14 protein-coding genes are annotated in these 17,383 nt (G+C 46.3%); 9 read left to right on the top strand and 5 right to left on the bottom strand.

Annotated features, from left to right (window positions below; all coding sequences use genetic code 11):
* Positions 1 to 130: 130 nt before the first annotated feature.
* Positions 131 to 346 carry a hypothetical protein gene (locus tag H6F74_RS03085; protein WP_190436445.1) on the bottom strand — a complete coding sequence of 72 codons (216 nt, stop codon included), beginning with the start codon at positions 344 to 346 and terminating at the stop codon, positions 131 to 133.
* Positions 347 to 436: 90 nt separating this feature from the next.
* Here H6F74_RS03085 and priA point away from each other — a divergent pair, with 90 nt between their 5' ends.
* On the top strand, positions 437 to 3,040 hold the full coding sequence (gene priA, locus H6F74_RS03080) for a primosomal protein N' (RefSeq protein ID WP_190436137.1): 2,604 nt from the start codon (positions 437 to 439) through the stop codon (positions 3,038 to 3,040).
* 63 nt (positions 3,041 to 3,103) lie between these two features.
* On the opposite strand, the gene H6F74_RS03075 is transcribed toward priA, so the two are convergent.
* From H6F74_RS03075 to H6F74_RS03065, 3 genes are all read right to left on the bottom strand, one after another.
* The gene (locus H6F74_RS03075; RefSeq protein WP_190436133.1) at positions 3,104 to 3,832 is read right to left on the bottom strand and encodes a Uma2 family endonuclease; all 729 of its coding nucleotides are present in this window, start codon (positions 3,830 to 3,832) and stop codon (positions 3,104 to 3,106) included.
* Between the two features lie 33 nt (positions 3,833 to 3,865).
* Positions 3,866 to 4,546 carry a response regulator transcription factor gene (locus tag H6F74_RS03070; protein WP_190436130.1) on the bottom strand — a complete coding sequence of 227 codons (681 nt, stop codon included), beginning with the start codon at positions 4,544 to 4,546 and terminating at the stop codon, positions 3,866 to 3,868.
* A gap of 61 nt (positions 4,547 to 4,607) precedes the next feature.
* On the bottom strand, positions 4,608 to 5,699 hold the full coding sequence (locus H6F74_RS03065; protein WP_190436127.1) for a HAMP domain-containing sensor histidine kinase: 1,092 nt from the start codon (positions 5,697 to 5,699) through the stop codon (positions 4,608 to 4,610).
* A gap of 250 nt (positions 5,700 to 5,949) precedes the next feature.
* On the opposite strand from H6F74_RS03065, the gene kdpA reads away from it, so the two are divergent.
* From kdpA to H6F74_RS03025, 8 genes are all read left to right on the top strand, one after another.
* Positions 5,950 to 7,635 (top strand): potassium-transporting ATPase subunit KdpA, encoded by a 1,686-nt coding sequence (gene kdpA, locus H6F74_RS03060; protein ID WP_190436124.1) that lies wholly within the window; start codon positions 5,950 to 5,952, stop codon positions 7,633 to 7,635.
* 128 nt (positions 7,636 to 7,763) lie between these two features.
* Positions 7,764 to 9,887 (top strand): potassium-transporting ATPase subunit KdpB, encoded by a 2,124-nt coding sequence (gene kdpB / locus H6F74_RS03055; protein WP_190436121.1) that lies wholly within the window; start codon positions 7,764 to 7,766, stop codon positions 9,885 to 9,887.
* Between the two features lie 71 nt (positions 9,888 to 9,958).
* Positions 9,959 to 10,228, top strand: a complete 270-nt coding sequence (locus H6F74_RS03050; protein ID WP_190436118.1) for a potassium-transporting ATPase subunit F — start codon at positions 9,959 to 9,961, stop codon at positions 10,226 to 10,228.
* Between the two features lie 180 nt (positions 10,229 to 10,408).
* The gene (kdpC, locus tag H6F74_RS03045; protein ID WP_190436115.1) at positions 10,409 to 10,990 is read left to right on the top strand and encodes a K(+)-transporting ATPase subunit C; all 582 of its coding nucleotides are present in this window, start codon (positions 10,409 to 10,411) and stop codon (positions 10,988 to 10,990) included.
* 83 nt (positions 10,991 to 11,073) lie between these two features.
* Positions 11,074 to 12,237, top strand: coding sequence for a sensor histidine kinase KdpD (locus H6F74_RS03040; protein ID WP_190436111.1), 1,164 nt, complete (start codon positions 11,074 to 11,076; stop codon positions 12,235 to 12,237).
* A gap of 19 nt (positions 12,238 to 12,256) precedes the next feature.
* Positions 12,257 to 13,465 carry an anhydro-N-acetylmuramic acid kinase gene (locus tag H6F74_RS03035; protein ID WP_190436395.1) on the top strand — a complete coding sequence of 403 codons (1,209 nt, stop codon included), beginning with the start codon at positions 12,257 to 12,259 and terminating at the stop codon, positions 13,463 to 13,465.
* A gap of 383 nt (positions 13,466 to 13,848) precedes the next feature.
* Positions 13,849 to 14,307 carry a hypothetical protein gene (locus H6F74_RS03030; protein ID WP_190422532.1) on the top strand — a complete coding sequence of 153 codons (459 nt, stop codon included), beginning with the start codon at positions 13,849 to 13,851 and terminating at the stop codon, positions 14,305 to 14,307.
* 425 nt (positions 14,308 to 14,732) lie between these two features.
* Positions 14,733 to 16,271, top strand: a complete 1,539-nt coding sequence (locus H6F74_RS03025; protein ID WP_190436108.1) for a serine/threonine-protein kinase — start codon at positions 14,733 to 14,735, stop codon at positions 16,269 to 16,271.
* A 380-nt stretch (positions 16,272 to 16,651) separates the two neighbouring features.
* Here H6F74_RS03025 and H6F74_RS03020 read toward each other — a convergent pair whose 3' ends face one another.
* On the bottom strand, positions 16,652 to 16,849 hold the full coding sequence (locus H6F74_RS03020; RefSeq protein ID WP_190422536.1) for an NblA/ycf18 family protein: 198 nt from the start codon (positions 16,847 to 16,849) through the stop codon (positions 16,652 to 16,654).
* Positions 16,850 to 17,383 lie beyond the last annotated feature (534 nt).

Below are 17,383 nucleotides of genomic sequence, written 5' to 3'. Positions count from 1 at the left end.
CCTTGAAATAACTTATAGCAAATGCTTATCTTTGGGATTTTTGATAGTTTTGCTGCCTCCTTTTGTAACCAAGGGATTTTAAAGGTTTTTAAAATTTAATTGGTTATGCCAACAGGATCTCATATAATTATTAGCTTCGCTCTCTATCAATAGGGAGAAAAACACAGATGCGCTTTTTGCATGATAGATAGAGGGTAGCAAATTTACTTAGGACTGGGGGTTGAGGGCTGGGGACTGGGGACTGGGGACTAGGGACTAGGGGCTGGGGACTAGGGACTAGGTAAGACTTTTCCCAATCCCCAGTTCCCAATCCCCAATCCCCAATCCCCAATCCCTGAAAGGTCAACAGCCAGCTAAAATTAACTGGTTACAGTAAGCGCCAGGAAGCGGTCTGCCGGGTGATGGCATCCGACTGCCAAGGTGGAGGGGAAAGAGTATGTCGTCAAATCCCAATTTCGTGCTACAAGGCAGTGCGCTGGAGAGTCGAGCGTCCTACCAGTCTGGTTCTCCAGAGAATCGGTGGGTTGAAGTGCTGGTAGATTGTCCAGAGGCAGAAGCGCAAAAGAAATTGTATACGTACCGCTTGCCAAGTGAGTTGCAAGTGCAGCCGGGGGATATTCTGAGTGTGCCGTTTGGGACGCAGGTGCTGGGAGCGATCGCTATCCGCATAAAAGACGCACCACCACCGGAACTGAATAGCGCCAAAATCAAGGATGTTGAGGATGTGGTCAGTGCTGGGTTTTTCCCGCCCAGCTACTGGCAGCTGCTCAACCGAGTAGCTGAATATTACTATACCCAGTTAATTCAGGTGATTCGGGTAGCATTGCCACCAGGATTGCTAGGGCGATCGCAGCGAAGAATTCGTCTTATTAAAGGAGACAAGGGAGATTTCCCAATCCCCAATCCCCAATCCCCAATCCCCAATCCCCAATACCTTAGTCGAGCGGCTCGTCAAATTCTAGAAATCCTGCAAGCTCAAAGTGCTGGAGACTATAGCTTCGCCTACCTACAACGTCAAGTCAGAGGAGCATATCGAGCAGTACGGGAGTTATTGCGGAATAACTTGGTAGAAAGTTACCTAGAACCGCCTAGAAAAGGACGCCCAAAGTTACAGAAAGCAGTAACGCTGGTTGTGGATGTTTTCCCGATGGATGTGACGCAACGCCAACGAGAAATTTTGGAAGTGCTGCGAAGACGCGGCGGTGATTTATGGCTGACAGAGTTGCTGCAAATTTGCAACGCCAGTTCATCCACCGTCAAAGCCCTGGAGCAAAAAGGTTGCGTTGTAATTCAAGAGCGGGAGATGTTGCGGAGTGCGGCAGAACCCGCTTTAGCTGAGGATCAACCGAAAGAGTTGACAAATGACCAAGCTCAGGCATTGGAAGTCATCACAAATTTATCTGGGTTCGCTGAGGTGCTGTTGCATGGGGTGACGGGGAGTGGGAAGACAGAGGTATATTTACAAGCGATCGCGCCCATCTTAAAATCAGGGCAATCGGCACTCGTTCTAGTGCCAGAAATTGGTCTTACGCCTCAACTAACCGACCGATTCCGCGCCCGTTTTGGCAATAAAGTCTGCGTTTATCACAGCGCCCTTTCCGATGGCGAACGTTATGATACTTGGCGGCAAATGCTCGCAGGTGCAGCTCAAGTAGTAATTGGCACCCGTTCAGCCATCTTTGCCCCCTTACCGCGACTGGGGCTGATAATCTTAGATGAAGAACACGACTCCAGCTTCAAGCAAGACCAACCAGCACCAACCTACCACGCCCGCACTGTCGCTACTTGGCGCGCTCAGTTGGAAAATTGCCCCCTACTTTTAGGTTCCGCCACACCTTCTTTAGAAACCTGGGTGAATATTAACCAGGGGTTCAGCGGAGAGTCGGGGATTGTACTTTCCCCCAATCCCCAATCCCCAATCCCCAATCCCCAGCCCTCAATCACCCATTACCTCTCATTACCAGAACGCATTCAATCGCGTCCGCTACCACCTGTAGAAGTGGTAGATATGCGCTCTGAGTTGCAGCAGGGGAATCGATCCATTTTTAGTCGGTCGCTGACTGAGGGACTGCAACAACTGCAAGAACGAGGACAGCAGGGGATTTTATTTATCCATCGCCGGGGACACAGTACCTTTGTTTCTTGTCGCAGTTGCGGGTATGTGGTGGAGTGTCCGCACTGCGATGTTTCTCTGGCGTATCACCACACCCATGAGGATGCGGCGGAATTGTTGCGATGTCACTACTGTAACTTTGTGCGATCGCATCCTCAATCCTGTCCCGAATGCGGTTCTCCCTACCTGAAATTTTTCGGCAGTGGTACCCAGCGAGTCGCCCAAGAATTAGCGCAAGCTTTTCCCCAATTGCGCTTCATCCGATTCGATAGCGACACCACCCGCACCAAAGGCGCTCACCGAACCCTGCTAACCCGCTTTGCTAATGGGGAAGCCGATTTGTTAGTGGGGACTCAAATGCTCACCAAAGGTCTAGATTTAGCTCAGGTGACACTCGTGGGAGTTGTCGCTGCCGATGGTTTGCTAAATCTACCCGACTACCGAGCTTCAGAAAGAGCATTTCAAACCTTGACACAAGTTGCAGGTCGTGCTGGTCGAGGCAATGACCCCGGTCGAGTAATTATTCAAACTTACACCCCAGAGCATCAAGTAATTCAGGCAGTACGCCGTCACGAGTACCAGTCTTTTATCGAGACAGAATTACAACAACGAGAGGCGCTGAACTATCCTCCCTACGGGCGTTTGATTCTGTTGCGGCTAAGCAGCACTGATGCCGCCCAAGTTCAGGAAACTGCCGAAATGTTGGCAGCAACACTTACTGAGAAAGATGAGGATACCACTGGTTACGAGATATTAGGGCCAGCACCCGCTAGTATCTTACGGGTGGCGAATCGATACAGATGGCAAATTATGCTGAAGTTTGCGCCGGATTCGCTGCCACATTTGCCAGATTTTAATCAATTGCGTCTTCTTTGTCCGTCCTCAGTCAGCTTGACAATTGATGTTGACCCGCTAAATCTGATGTGATGGGTGATGGAAAGTTAGGAGTTATTAACTCTTAACTCCTAGCTACTTGCAATTACCAATCCCCTAAGTTAGCTCATCGGGATTAACGCCCATTGCTCTTAACCGTTCTGCCAAGCGTTCAGCGCGTTCTTCTGCCAGTTGGTTACGCTCCCACCCTGTGAGCAGGAGATTCCCTTCGTGATCCCACCAACGCAACCACGGGAGTTCCATATTCATGTATTGACCCTGCCAAATGCCCAATTCTACCCCTAAAGGCTCGATGGGATAGTGTCCGCGCTCGTTAGGCTGCATCACATGATAGCGCCCGTTAATTAATTGGTACACTTCCACTCGTGCCAGATTGACTTCATAGATGCCATAGAAGGGAACGCGAATCGCCTGCTCGTAAACCCAAAACTTGCCAGTTATCGGGGTTCTGTCTCGTTCTTGGGAACCATCCCCTGAGACAAACTCCAGCACAATCAGAGGTGCAACGTATTCTTGCCACAAGACATAAGAACGCCGCACTTTACCATTCAAAGTTGGCGGGACATTCGGCACATAAAACCAGTCTGGTGCTTCTGCTCCTCTTTCTGGGGGTTCTGTTATCCGCCAATAGATACCGCTATCTTGACCGATGCAGTATTGCCTATCGGGATGCAGTTGCACTAAGACTGGCTCTATAGAGTCTGTCAGTAGAATGCTCTGAGGATGTTCTTGTAAGTTTTTCACAAATGTGCCATCCGACTCTGGTAACTGGGTGTGGTCGGGAAGGGTGAAACCGACAGCAAATGGTGTTTCTGCTGAGGTCATGGGAGCCTCCTACTATAAATGAATCTTGATTAATTATTCTTGTAGTAACAAATCTGCGGCTACTAATCCTTTTTGAATTGCCAAGATGGCGGCTTGAGTGCGATCGCGCACCTCCAGTTTTTGTAAAATGGCATGGACGTGAACCCGAACTGTACCCAAGGCAATATGCAGCCGTTCGGCAATTTCTTGATTTGTCTTCCCAGTGGCAATCAATGCCAAAATTTCCTGCTCCCGACTGGTAAGCAGATTTGCTAAAGGTTCAGCGGTTTTGGATGAAGTTGGTGTCGGTGTATCGTCAAATGCGGCGCGAATTTCTGCGGTACCCGTTTGATCCCACCATGAGGCACCTGCGGCGACTGAACGCAGTGCTAAAATTAACACCTCAGCTTCGATTCCTTTGAGACAATAGCCATGAGCGCCAGCAGCAATTAACCGTTCAATCAAAGGCTTTTGGGAATGAGAAGTTAAAACCAAAATGGGCATTTTTGGATGACGTTGTTTGATTTGGCGACACGCTTGAACGCCTCCTAACCCAGGTAGTCCCACATCCAACAGCACTACATCTGGTACATGGCAATTCGTCAATTCCACAGCGGTTTCGTCATCAACTGCTTCACCAACGACTTCTAACCCTGCCTGTTGCAACCGCATCCGCAGTCCCAGGCGAAACAGTTCATCATCTTCCACCAACAGAATCCGCAGCGAAGGTTTCATTTCAAAGGTCTTGGAGTTTTGGTCGGAGAAACGAAAAAAGCTAACTTATCATTTTTCATTTTCAATTTCCAGCAGGTGGGGAGGTAGGCAGTCGGAAGCCAAACATTGCCCCGCGTGGTTTCTGGTTTTCTCCCCAAATTGTACCGCCGTGGGCTTCAATAATCTGACGAGTCAGATATAAACCGAGTCCAGATCCTGTGGCAATGCGATCGCTATGTCCTTGGTAAAATCGCTCAAATAGGTAGGGTAACTCTTCTTCTGTGATGCCCTGCCCATTATCGAGAATTTTCACAATTTGATAATCAGCATGGTACTCCAGTGTGACTTCTACCTTACCGCCACGCGGGGAATGATTAATGCCATTAGTGAGTAAATTTATGAAGACTCGCTGTAATTGCAAGGCATCTCCATTCACCCACAAAAAGCGGCGAAAATCGGTTGAACCATGACTGAGAGTAATATACACCCGACGCGAAGACGCTAAATCTATCAATGTAGCGATCGCTTCCTCGGCCAAGATAGCTAAATTCACAGGTGAAAGCACCAATTCTAGCCCTTCGGTATCGTTACGATAGACATCCAGCAGCGTTTCTACCAGTTGTAATGTGGAAGTGTGAGAACGAACCATCATCGCCAAAACTTGTTGTTGCTGAGGCGTACAAGCACCGAAGTGTCCTAATTGGAAAGATTTTATCGTTTCAATCGCGCCTAACAAAGGAGTTTTGAGATCGTGTGTCAAAGTGGAGGCAAAATCTTCACGAATACTTGCCAGTTGTTTTTGCGATCGCAATTGGGCCTGTTGTCTCTGCATCGCCTCTTCATAACGCTGGTTGCGATGCAGCAACCAGCAAGTCACCGCCAACGCCATCACTGCAATCAATCGGTTTGCTACCGTTGACGGTTGGATCGGTTCAATACTAGGAGAAAACAAATTGAAGATAGTTAAACTAGCAGCAGAAAGCGTGAGTGCAAGCGCTGCGGGACGACTCAAGCGTGAATTCGTCAGTAAAATTGGTGCGATGTAAAGGTAGCCAAATACGTAGGCTGGAGGTGTAGAAAATTCCAGCATAATCAAGATAGCAAATGCCCCTGCAATTAGCCAACGCATATTGGAGTGCTGATTTTTATTAATAAGATTTGCTTTGATAGTCATTAAGGTGCGTTACCTCTTCATCAGCCATAGTTTTAATATTCTGCTCAACGGCAACACATAACATATACTTTACCTATAAAAATGAATCTATACTTGCAGGTATAGTAATACATATCTAGTTAAATTATACATTTAATCTAATTGCGCTATTTGTTAGCTAATATTCATAATAAAAATTAGGCAGATTAAAAACAAGTTTGTCTAATCAACCTGAAAAGTTTTAAAGACTAGATTAAACTAGGTTTAATTTATGTGGCAAGGCTTCTTTCAAATTTTCATAACCTTACTGATTGTGGTAGCAATAACCCCGGCTTTGGGTGGCTACATGGCACGTGTGTTTAAAGGAGAGAGAACCTTTCTAGACCCGGTAATGATACCGATAGAAAAAGCTATATACGCCCTTGGGGGTGTGCGAAGTAAAGAGAATCAGACGGGTTGGCAGTATGCGCGATCGCTGCTATACACAAATCTAGTCATGGGATTTTTAGTATATTTAATCCTGATGGCTCAGGGATTTCTTCCCTTAAATCCTACGAACTTAGCTACGCCTAGGTGGGATTTAGCACTGCACACCACAATCTCATTTTTGACCAACACCGACCAACAACACTATTCTGGCGAAACAACTTTTAGTTACCTCAGCCAGATGGTGTGCCTAGGCTTTTTAATGTTTACCTCAGCTGCCACGGGTTTAGCAGTGGGAATTGCCTTTATTCGCGGTTTAACTGGCAGATTACTGGGTAATTTTTACGTCGATATTATCCAAGCAATTACGCGAATATTGCTGCCAATTTCCATTTTAGGTGCCTTGCTATTAATTATTTTGGGCGTACCAGAAACATTGGCAGGCTCAGAAACTGCAACCACTTTGGAGGGAGCAACTCAAATCATTGGTAGAGGGCCAGTTGCTCACTTTGAAATTATCAAGCAGTTAGGAGAAAATGGCGGCGGATTTTTTGGCGTTAACTCGGCTCACCCGTTTGAAAATCCTAATGCAGCTTCCAATCTATTAGAAATCATCGCCATGATTTGTATTCCAACGGCGTTGATTTATACCTATGGAGTGTTTGCGGAGAATATTAAACAGGCATGGCTGCTTTTTTGGATGGTATTTATCATCTTTGTAATATTGATTGGAGTGTCTGCTGTTGGAGAGTATCAAGGCAATCCGCTAGTTAATAATATTTTGGGGGGACAGCAACCAAATTTAGAGGGGAAAGAAGTTAGATTTGGGTGGGTTCAAACAGCATTATGGGCAGTCATTACCACGGGAACGATGTGCGGTGCTGTTAATGGAATGCACGATTCTCTGATGCCGCCTGGTGGATTTTCCACCTTATCTAATATGTTCCTGCAAATTGTTTGGGGCGGTCAAGGTACAGGAACAGCTTACTTGTTTGTTTACCTAATTTTGACCGTATTTCTGACAGGTTTAATGGTAGGAAGAACGCCAGAGTTTTTGGGGCGCAAAGTTGAGAAGCGGGAAATCGTCCTTGCTAGCGTAGTGCTACTTGTCCACCCGATAGCAGTTTTAATTCCCAGCGCGATCGCACTTTCCTTTCCCGATACCCTTGCTGGAATTACTAACCCCGGCTTTCACGGCATTTCCCAAGTAGTTTATGAATACACCTCAGCCGCTGCTAATAATGGTTCTGGCTTTGAAGGGCTTCAAGATAGCACCTTGTGGTGGAATCTGAGTACCAGTATCAGCATTTTAGCAGGACGGTATATTTCAATGATCGCCCTGCTGCTTTTAGCCGACAGTATGGCTCATAAACAGCCCGTACCCGAAACTTCCGGAACTCTCCGCACAGATACCCTGCTATTTACCGCCGTCACATCTGGCGTAATTTTAATTCTAGGTGCGCTGACGTTCTTCCCAGTTCTAGCATTAGGGCCTATTGCTGAAGCTTTTCAAATTGCCAGCGGCTCTTAAAGGTAGAATCTTGCAAATTTTTAGGCTATCGATATCAGAATAAATGCGCCTTAAAAACAAAAATTAAGCGCCTACTGTAACGATTTTCTTTGCCTAATATAGCGTTTAAAATTCTTGGATTGGCATACATGACATCTGAAAATCCGGCTTCACCCCAACCCCCCCGCCAACCGCAAGGGAATCGCTCCTCACGCAAACATACACCGAAAGCAAATACTAAAGGCCTTTACCAGAGAGCTTTTCGGGATGCTTTTGTCAAGCTCAACCCACGGCTGATGCTCAAAAACCCAGTCATGTTTCTGGTATGGGTTGGCACCATTATCACTGCACTGGTGACAATTGACCCTAACTTATTTGGCACAATTCCTGGGGATCAGCGCCTCTACAATGGTCTGATTACGCTGATTTTGTTCTTTACCCTATTATTTGCAAACTTTGCTGAAGCAGTAGCAGAAGGACGCGGTAAAGCTCAAGCAGATGCCCTCCGTTCGACTAAATCAGAAACCACTGCCCGAAAATTGGCGGATGATGGCTCAATTCAGGAGGTAAGCTCGACTTCTTTGCGACAAGGCGATCGCATAAAAGTTATCTCCGGTGATATCATCCCTGCTGACGGGGAAGTAATTGCAGGTGTCGCGTCGGTAGACGAATCAGCAATTACAGGCGAATCAGCCCCCGTACTCAAGGAACCCGGTTCTGACATCGCCAGTTCCGTCACTGGCGGTACTAAAATTATCTCCGATGAACTTACTCTCCGGGTAACATCTGATCCTGGTAAGGGATTTCTAGACCGGATGATTGCGCTGGTGGAAGGCGCAGAACGCAGCAAGACACCGAATGAAATTGCCCTGACGGTATTGCTGGCGGTTCTAACTCAGGTGTTTCTAATTGTCGTCGCAACTCTCTCACCCATCGCTAACTACGTAAATAACCCGGTTACTATAGCCACATTAATTGCCCTGTTGGTGGCGCTAATTCCGACGACAATTGGGGGATTACTGAGTGCAATTGGGATTGCTGGGATGGATAGAGTCGCCCAGTTTAACGTAGTAGCGACATCAGGAAGAGCCGTAGAAGCTTGCGGCGATGTCAATACGCTGATTTTGGACAAAACTGGCACGATTACACTGGGAAACCGCTTAGCGGAGGAGTTTATCCCAGTTAACGGTCACTCAGTCTTGGACATGGCGAAAGTGGCTTTGGCGGCTAGTATTTTTGATGAGACACCAGAAGGAAAGTCAATCGTCAGACTGGCAGAAAAATTAGGCGCAAGTGTAGTTTTTGACCGCAAAGCCGCCCAAGGGCTAGAGTTTAGTGCCAAAACCCGGATGAGTGGTACAGATTTGCCGGATGGGGGGGAGGTACGTAAGGGCGCTGTGGATGCGATTAAAGGATTTGTGCGCTCGCGAAGCGGGGCGGATGCCTTATCGCAAAGCAGTAGTTTAGCACCAGACCTTGATCAAGCTTACGAACGTGTTTCCCGACTCGGCGGAACACCTCTGGCGGTTTGCAAAGATAGCGACATCTACGGCATCGTTTACCTGAAAGATGTTATCAAACCAGGTATACGCGATCGCTTTGACCAGTTGCGGCGCATGGGTGTACGCACCGTGATGCTCACAGGGGACAACCGAATTACAGCCGAGGTAATTGCCCAAGAAGCCGGAGTCGATGATTTCATCGCTGAAGCTACGCCAGAAGACAAAATCGCCGTTATTCAGAGAGAACAAGCTGCGGGTAAACTGGTGGCAATGACTGGAGACGGCACTAACGACGCTCCCGCCTTGGCTCAGGCGAATGTGGGTGTAGCAATGAACTCTGGCACCCAAGCTGCGAAAGAAGCGGCGAATATGGTGGATTTGGATTCTGACCCCACTAAATTAATTGATTTGGTGACAATTGGCAAACAGTTGTTAATTACTAGGGGAGCGCTGACTACATTTTCTCTAGCAAATGATATTGCCAAATACTTCGCGATTATTCCCGCAATATTTACCTCCGCTGGAATTGGCAGTCTCAATATTATGGGTTTAGCTAGCGCTCAATCGGCAGTTTTATCAGCGCTAATTTACAACGCTTTGATTATTCCGGCTTTGATTCCTCTGGCGCTAACTGGGGTGAAGTTTAGACCCCTATCGGCTAATCAATTGTTGCAACGTAATATTTTGATTTATGGCTTAGGTGGGGTAATTGCACCGTTTATTGCGATTAAGGTGATTGATGTTTTGATTGCGGCTGTGGGTTTGGCTTAAAGGGAATGAAACCCATTAGCTCTCGCCATGTGCTTCGGTTTAAACGCAAAGAAAGAAGGAAGAAAACTCAGATGAAGAAAATTAGTTTTTTGGGCGATATGTTGCCGATAGAGGTGGTAGAAGGAATTGACTATTTAGTTGCGCGATCGCGTCGCAAACCTTTGCCGAGGCAGTTGTTTCTCCTCATCTGCTTAAATTTAGTTATTATCCCGGCTGTACAAGCGGCAACTGGAGGAGAAATTTCGCGGGGACAAGCCTTTTGGCTGACTGCACTCGGTTTGGTGACGCTGACGCTTTCTGTTTACTTGTTTGTCGTCATTTTCCAACCCGAACGCTTCTAAATTTTAGATAGCAACTAATAGTTTTTAACAATTAGTAATGTAGTAATGTAGGTTGGGTTGAGGAACGAAACCAAACATTGACATGGGGGAAGATGGGTAGAGCGACTAAGCGTTACCCATCCTACAAATAATTAGATCCATCTACTTAGCCATTGGCAATTAGCAACTGTTTAGATTTTTATGCGCGAAGCAATAAGAGCAATTCGAGTAACCTTGATTCTTTGGCTCCTGACAGCACTGATTTATCCTTTACTGATATTACTGGTTGGTCAAGTTTTCTTTCCGTTTCAAGCAAATGGCAGCTTGCTCAAAAATCAGCAGGGACAAGTCGTTGGTTCTGCCTTAATTGGTCAAAGCTTCTCTTCAGATGAATACTTCATAAGTCGTCCCAGTGCTGTAAACTACAGCGAAGGAAAAGATGCCCTACCTACAGGCATTTCTGGTGCAAGCAATTTGGCTCCGAGTAATCCAGAATTAGTAAAGCGAGTGCAAGCAACAGCCCAACAGCTTCAAACAGCTAATATTCAGCCTACAGCTGATTTAGTTTATGCCTCTGCTTCTGGTCTAGATCCGCATATCAGCGTGGCATCTGCGTATGCCCAAGCCCCAGGAGTAGCAGCGGCTCGATCTTTATCTGTCGATCTGGTTCAAGCATTAATTCCCAGATACACTAATGGCAGATTCTTAGGTATTGTTGGCGAACCAGGAGTCAATGTCCTTCAGCTAAATTTAGCGCTGGATAATTTAAAATCTCCTAGTTAACAAACTAAAGTTGGAAAAACGGTAATTGCTAATGAGGAAAAAGCGATTACCTTTTTTTTTAGTTAAAAACTACCTTTTTTTTTATGATTTCTAAAAGTGATATGGCAATTTACTCGTCTAATACCTACGTTCGTCCCCCACGACGAGGCAGGCACAAAATATTTATTGGAATGGCTCCCGGTGTCGGCAAAACTTATCGGATGCTAGAAGAAGCCTACAAGCTTAAACAGGAAGGCATTGATGTTGTTATCGGGCTGCTGGAAACTCACGGGCGCAAGGAGACGGCTCAAAAAGCTGAGGGGTTGGAGATGATACCCCGAAAAACAATTGTTCGCGGGGGAATGACGCTGACAGAAATGGATACAAATGCCATTTTGGAACGTCAGCCATCTCTGACGTTAGTAGATGAGCTGGCGCATACTAATGTGCCTGGTTCTGAACGGGAGAAGCGCTACCAGGATGTTGAGGTAATTCTGAATGCGGGTATTGATGTGTACTCGACGGTGAATATCCAGCACCTGGAAAGTCTCAACGACTTGGTGGCGCGAATTACGGGCGTTGTGGTACGAGAACGTATCCCGGATAGATTGTTGGAAGAAGCAACGGAAGTTGTGCTGATTGATGTCACGCCGGAAACTTTAGAAGAGAGGCTGGTAGAGGGGAAAATCTACTCGCCGGATAAGATAGATAGGGCTTTACAAAACTTCTTTCAGCGGCGTAACTTAGTCGCGTTGCGAGAGTTAGCCCTGCGGGAGGTGGCGGACAACGTTGAAGAAGATGCCATTACTTGTACGCCGACAGATGAATTTTGCAGCGTTCACGAGCGGGTGCTGGTCTGTGTATCAACTTATCCTAATTCTATGCAATTGTTGCGGCGGGGGGCGCGAATTTCTGATTATATGAGAGGTCGTTTGTACGCCATTTTTGTGTCTCATCCGGAACGCTTTTTGACAAAGGAAGAAAGTTTATATATCGAGACTTGTGAGAAGCTTACGCGGGAATTTGAGGGTGAGTTTATCCGAGTAACTAGCCCCGACGTACCGAAAGCGATCGCAGAAGTAGCGCAAAAATACCACATTACTCAAGTTGTGCTAGGACATTCTCAAAAATCTCGTTGGGAGTTATTCTGGAAAGGTTCTTTTGTGCAGCAGTTAATGCGCTATCTTAAAACTATCGATTTGCACGTCATTGCTTCGGAAAAACTAGATTCTAAGCAATCCCTGAAAAATGATAAAGTTAACACTTAAGTTTAGATTTTAAATTGTTATTATGCGCGTAATTGGTTTGATAAGCGGCACGTCAGTGGATGGTATTGATGCTGCTTTAGTGGAAATTTCTGGTAAAAACTTGGATATAGAAGTGACTCTGTTAGCTGGAGCTACCTATCCTTATCCAGATGCCTTGTCAAAGCAAATTCTAGAAGTTTGTGGCGGGGCATCTTTGTCAATGGCAGAATATGCCCAATTAGATGATGCGATCGCATACGCTTTTGCACAAGCCGCCCAAAACATCCAAAACGGCAACCCGACCGCCGAATTAATTGGCTCCCACGGCCAAAACGTTTACCACCGTCCGCCCACAGACGATTTGGAATTGCCGATTTTAGATGGATTAAAAAAAATCTCAAATCCCAAATCCAAAATGGGGTACAGTCTGCAATTAGGTCGGGGTGCCTTAATTGCCCATCTGACAGGCATTCCAACTGTAAATAATTTCCGGGCTGCGGATATTGCCGTCGGTGGACAAGGTGCGCCTATGGTGCCAGCAGTAGATGCTTATTTATTGAGCCACCCCAACAAGCACCGATGTGTCCAAAATATCGGCGGTATCGGTAATGTCGCTTACCTACCAGCGCGTCAGGGCAACTGGCTAGAAGACATTCGAGGCTGGGACACCGGGCCGGGAAATGCGCTTCTAGACTTAACGGTGCAGCATTTTACCAATGGAAGCAAAACCTACGATCAAGACGGTGCGTGGGCGGCAACAGGTACTCCCTGTAAGGCGTTGGTTGACCAATGGCTAAGCCAAGACTACTTCCAGCAGTCACCCCCCAAATCTACGGGTCGGGAGCTATTTAGCTTTGAATATTTACAACAGTGTATAGCAGACGCTTCGGCTTATGAGCTTAGAAGCGCTGACTTGTTGGCAACGCTGACTGAACTCACGGCTGCGTCAATTGTTCACAGCTATCGAACTTTTCTGCCTCGGATGCCTGACGAGGTGTTATTGTGTGGTGGCGGCAGCCGCAATCTCTATTTAAAACAGAGGCTACAAAGGACTCTGGAGCCTGTTCCGGTGTTAACAACGGATGAAGCTGGTGTGAATGCCGATTTTAAAGAAGCGATCGCCTTCGCCGTTTTAGCATACTGGCGTAATCTAGGAATTCCCGGCAACCTTCCCCAAGTCACAGGTGCTGATAAAGCAGTGCTGCTGGGCGATGTCCATCTTCCCCACAACTCAAAAGACGCAATGTGAGGAATTATTAATTCAAAACTCAGAACAACAGACGCGATTTATTGCATCTGTACAATCCCAGTTCTTCTCTTTGGTGAGTAATAATACTAAAATCAGCGAGGGCATAAAGCCACAAAAGTATATGGGATTATTCGTAACAATAGTCCGGTTATACTAAATTTACTTGCCGCTTTTAATCTAATTTTATCCGGGAACGGCAATAGGGTTAATTTGGATATCTAGAAGTGGTGGCATCATGGGATGAGAGTGTCAGAGGTTGAGTTCAAGAATTGTTCTCCCACTCTCCCACTCTTCCCTGAACCCACTCCCGATCCCAACCGTATTGCCTGCAACGGAAGAATAGTTCCTGGCGGTGTTTCATATAGGCAGCAAGGTAAACAAGCGTGGGTCACACGTTTTTAATGGAGGCAGGACGCTGGAGGCTACAGGGAACTTGGCTGGAGCGCAACGAGATGCCAATCACCGTGAGAGGCAGAACCTTAGTAGCTTGGGGTAGAGAAAATTGGTTCACAATGGTGACAATGCTGAGCTTTCCTAGTACCGATCGCCAGGAAATTTCTTTGCAGTATCGCGGGCGTTTTGATGCAGGCGATCGCCAATATACCTTTGTCCTACAGCACAATGTCTTAGGTCGCGTTGAAGGCGAGGGCTGGGTTACGCCAGAATCCATTGTTCAGCGCTACTGGGTATTAGGCGATCGCCAACGGCGCAGTGGCTTTGAAACCCTGCACAGGATGAACGACAACACCTACTACCTATCCAGTGGCATCATGGCGGGTCATTTTTTAACCAGCACGATGGAGGGTACCCTAGAGCGTCTGCCAGAATCAAACTATTCTTAATCGCTCACTCGCTTTGGGGTGCGGGCAGTCAGCAAAAAGTATAAAGTGTGAAGTATAAAGTGTGAAATATTAAAGTATGAAATATCAACCAGTAAATTTCCACCTCTAGTTTTTCCTCGCTCTTTGTCTAAAAACTCATAACCGTTTCATTTTATAGACTTGAGGCTTGACCCTTAAGCTTTCATCTTTTAGAATTTACGCCCTCGCCTCCTTACCTAGAAGGATTAGGGTAAATAAATGATGCGGTGTAAGTCCTGTCGTTAAGACTTGAAACTTCCTGGTTTTTGGTAAAAGCTGTTATACCATTTTGGATTGGAAATTGGGAATTGGTAATTGATCTTCTCCCCCAGTCACCAATCCCCAATCCCCAATCCCCAGTCCCCAATCCCTCCCCGACAGATGCTCCGCGTTTTAGGAGCCTAACTATGACGCCAGATCCCAACAATGGTCGCTTACTTGCCAATCGCTATCAACTCGTGGAGTTGGTAGGTAAAGGCGCAATGGGCAGAGTTTATCAAGCCAAAGATATGTTACTGGGAGGTGTCACCGTAGCCGTCAAGTTTCTCTCCCAGACACTGCTGAATCAAAAAATGCGCGATCGCTTCGAGCGAGAAGCCACCATCTGCGCTGTATTAGGAGAACAAAGCATACACATTGTCCGAGTCAGAGATTATGGCGTAGACGAAACCGAAATCCCGTTCTACGTGATGGAATTTCTGCAAGGAGATAGCCTTAGCGACGTTCTCAGAGATCGTCCCCTATCCGTGCCGAGGTTTTTAAATACAACTCGCCAAATTTGTTTAGGGTTACAACGCGCTCACCAAGGCATCCTTTTAGATGGCGAACTCTGCCCAATTATTCATCGGGATATTAAACCGAGCAATATTTCCATCGTTCAAGACACCACTTTAGGTGAATTGGTCAAGATTTTAGATTTTGGCATCGCCAAACTGCTCCAATCAGATAGTTCTCAGACCAACTCATTTATGGGTACTCTGGCGTATTGTTCTCCTGAGCAAATGGAAGGTAGAGAACTTGATAATCGCTCTGATATTTACAGTCTGGGCGTGATGATGTTTGAAATGCTCACAGGTGAAATGCCCTTAATGGCAGAAACTCACTCATTTGGCGGTTGGTACAAAGCCCATCACTTCATGCCCCCTCGAACCTTTGAGTCCGTTAACCCCGATCTGAAATTGCCAAAGGCATTAGAAAATCTGGTACTTAGCTGTCTATCCAAAGCACCAAGCGATCGCCCGCAAAGCGCCGCTCAAGTCTTACAAGCATTACAACCTTTAGAACAACGCTTTGGTCAAGGTCGGCAACTTGGTCAGCGCATCGGTGCAGTTTTATCCAAACTACCAGTTGTCGCTGAGCCTAAACCCAAGCATCTACCCTCAGCTGATGAAGTCTGTCGCTTAACTTCCTGGCCCAAAAACAAACCCATTGCAGAAATTGTATTTCCCCATCTGCTTCGCACTAGCCAAGAGAGTTTAGCAACCCTCTGGGTAATGCTGCATAAACAAGAAATTCACAATCGTGTCATCAGCACCCGCTACAACCAGTTTCTGTTTTTGATGTCTCCCCATCCAATGCTGCTGTGGATTACGGCCCTCTACAACCGCGAACTTGGCCCGCGTTGGCTCTCTTGCTACCTAGATTTAAAAACCCCGATGGGTCAGCAAATGGTGCGACAGTTAGGCGAAAGCGGGTGCTACCGTATTTTGTTCTTTGCCCTAGAAGAACCCCCTCGCTGTGCTAATGTGATGACCTCCACGATTGCCCCTCTGCAACGCCAAATGCTGCAAGAATGGGCAAATACCAGTCAGACTTTAGTATCAGCAGCCCAACCGCAGATGAGTAAAAGCCTTCTCAAGCAGGAGTTTGAGAAGTTAAAGCCGAAGATTCTGATCAAGCTTGAATCTATTCAAACATCAGATTATTCTTCAGATATCTCAGGATGATAAAAAGTTAAAAATAATTGTAGGTTGGGCCCGTGCGCCTCTGTTACCTAGCACTCAAAAATGCGTTGAGGTTTTAGTTTCGTTACCTCAAACTAACCAACAGTGTTTGAGTTTTTAGCTAAAAAATTGGTGTAAATTAAGCAACTTCCAAATTCCAGACCGGAATACTTTCTTGCTGAAGTGCGTAATTGAACAAACTAATCAAAAAATCTAATCTTGTACTTCAGCAAATAAAATAAGTAGCGGTTTTAACTGTAAACAGTTTTAAAAGATACACTCTATCGAAACTTGAACTAAAGTTGACGCCCCGGCATCCCCAGCTTCTTTCCTCCTTGGAACAAAGCAAGAGACGGAGGTCGCCTACTGCGACACGGGATGCTCTACTCAAATTGAGCATTTGGCTCTAAGCCCCATTGGTGCTTTAGAAGATGCTTGTATGTCGCTTCGCGCATCATCATTTGTTCGTAGAGCTTGACCAAGAAATGCTGAGCCTGTTCCCGGCTCATATTCTCCACCTGAGTTTCAAAAGAGCGAATACTGAATTGTTGTTCTAGAGACAGTTGTATAGGCTGGTTCATAGCTAACTCCGACTTTAGAGTGAGTGTGTTGTTTAGTAGATGAAGCAACGAAGTAGTAAGGCTTGACGGGGGCGAACAGGTTTTGTTTCTGCTCTTATTACGAAAGATAACAATTATTTGACAAAATGCCCATCTCTCTTAATGTGTACTTCTGTTATACCAAAAGAATGAAAACCAGCCCGGAGACTTTAACTCCAGGGCTGATGTAGTTTTATCAAGTTGTCAAAGGCAAAATTGCTCAATACGAACAAATGACTGAGTAAATCTACTCAGTCATTTGTTCGTAGCCGTTAGCTCTAGTTATAGGTAGCTGACTAAGGGGATGTCTGAAAAGTCATAATCGAGACGCTTCTAGGGTGGAGATCCCCCTAAATTCCCCTTAAAAAGGGGGACTAAGACTTGATTCTCCCCCCTTAAAAAGGTAGGGCTAATTTATTGTCAGCAGATGAAAAAGCTTGTCGAGGTCATGCTGGAGAAAACGTTGGGCTTTGGACAACGAACGGTACCCCCAATCACGGATGAGGTTAAGGACAA

It is taken from the genome of Trichocoleus sp. FACHB-90, from assembly GCF_014695505.1.
Lineage (GTDB): Bacteria > Cyanobacteriota > Cyanobacteriia > Cyanobacteriales > FACHB-T130 > Funiculus > Funiculus sociatus.
The sequence above is the reverse complement of the archived record's forward strand: the minus strand, read 5'-3'. Positions and strand labels throughout refer to the sequence as shown.

Coding starts and splice junctions, on each gene's coding strand:
- priA (WP_190436137.1), top strand. CDS start 437: ATGTCGTCAAATCCCAATTTCGTGCTACAAGGCAGTGCGCTGGAGAGT.
- H6F74_RS03075 (WP_190436133.1), bottom strand. CDS start 3,832: ATGACCTCAGCAGAAACACCATTTGCTGTCGGTTTCACCCTTCCCGAC.
- H6F74_RS03070 (WP_190436130.1), bottom strand. CDS start 4,546: ATGAAACCTTCGCTGCGGATTCTGTTGGTGGAAGATGATGAACTGTTT.
- H6F74_RS03065 (WP_190436127.1), bottom strand. CDS start 5,699: ATGACTATCAAAGCAAATCTTATTAATAAAAATCAGCACTCCAATATG.
- kdpA (WP_190436124.1), top strand. CDS start 5,950: ATGTGGCAAGGCTTCTTTCAAATTTTCATAACCTTACTGATTGTGGTA.
- kdpB (WP_190436121.1), top strand. CDS start 7,764: ATGACATCTGAAAATCCGGCTTCACCCCAACCCCCCCGCCAACCGCAA.
- H6F74_RS03050 (WP_190436118.1), top strand. CDS start 9,959: ATGAAGAAAATTAGTTTTTTGGGCGATATGTTGCCGATAGAGGTGGTA.
- kdpC (WP_190436115.1), top strand. CDS start 10,409: ATGCGCGAAGCAATAAGAGCAATTCGAGTAACCTTGATTCTTTGGCTC.
- H6F74_RS03040 (WP_190436111.1), top strand. CDS start 11,074: ATGATTTCTAAAAGTGATATGGCAATTTACTCGTCTAATACCTACGTT.
- H6F74_RS03025 (WP_190436108.1), top strand. CDS start 14,733: ATGACGCCAGATCCCAACAATGGTCGCTTACTTGCCAATCGCTATCAA.
- H6F74_RS03020 (WP_190422536.1), bottom strand. CDS start 16,849: ATGAACCAGCCTATACAACTGTCTCTAGAACAACAATTCAGTATTCGC.